The sequence below is a fragment of the Acinetobacter sp. 243_ASPC genome, assembly GCF_001054715.1.
GTDB classification, from domain to species: domain Bacteria; phylum Pseudomonadota; class Gammaproteobacteria; order Pseudomonadales; family Moraxellaceae; genus Acinetobacter; species Acinetobacter soli.
Genome location: NZ_JVOR01000109.1, coordinates 1 through 1,039, shown reverse-complemented (window position 1 = coordinate 1,039; position 1,039 = coordinate 1). Strand labels below are relative to the sequence as shown.

1 protein-coding gene is annotated in these 1,039 nt (G+C 38.5%); it reads left to right on the top strand.

What is annotated here, in order from left to right; translation table 11 throughout:
- Positions 1-8: 8 nt before the first annotated feature.
- Entirely contained in the window at positions 9-1,007 is a 999-nt protein-coding gene (locus ADA42_RS14750; RefSeq protein ID WP_048765977.1) for a formylglycine-generating enzyme family protein, read from the top strand.
- Positions 1,008-1,039 lie beyond the last annotated feature (32 nt).

Here is a 1,039-nt window from a genome sequence, read left to right as displayed (position 1 = left end):
GTAACGTTATGACTTATAAAAAGATGATGAAACAAAATCTTGTAATTTTTTTATTTTCAACTCTTGCTTTAAGTGCCTGTGCAAAATCGACAGAAACCTCCACTAAAGCAGCTCAGCCTTCAGCCGAATTACAACAAAAAATTCAAAAACTCGTTGATAAAACAAAAAAGAATATGATTTTTGTTGAGGGTGGAAGCTTTATGATGGGTGATTTTGGCTACGTCACACGTAAAGATAAATTACCCATCACTGGCCTTTATGCAGCGATGCCTCTACATAAAGTCACTCTCGATAGTTTTAGTTTAAATGCGTATAAGACTACCTTTGATGACTTTGATATTTATACTGAAGCGACTGGGCAGAAAAAAATTGCAATGGAAGAAATTTCCAAAAAGTTACGCGTTCCGAATGCACCCGCAGGTGTGAGCTGGCAACAAGCACACGATTACTGTCAATGGCTAGGCCAACAAGTGGGGATACCAATGACGCTGCCGACCGAAGCGCAATGGGAATATGCTGCCAGAAACCGTGGACAATATGTCATCTATCCAACGGATAATGGTGAATATGAACCAGGACAAAATGTATGGAGTGATGAACAACGTGATCAAGTAAGTAAGTCTTATGATTTAGATGGCGTTCCGATTCCAATTTTAGGAAAATTCAATCCTACGCCACTCGGCTTTTATGATTTAGCAACTGATAGCTATGAATGGATGTCGGATTGGTTTGATCCTCAGTATTATAAGCATTCACCAGAAAAAAACCCTCAAGGCCCAGCGACAGGGACACTCAAATCGGTTCGAAGCACTTATCAGGAGGCTGGTGTTTTAGATCTAAAAATTGGCGGTAGTGTAACAACAATTTATAGATATGGCATGGAACCTAATCCTAAATTTGATAAGGATGACAATGCTTTCAATACTATTAACCCAAATAGTGCAACCGCTGTAAGATGCGCCTCTGACTCACCTAAACCGTTTGTCTTAAATAAAAAAGTTAAATGACATGTTATAAGCGATTAAATTTATTCATTGAT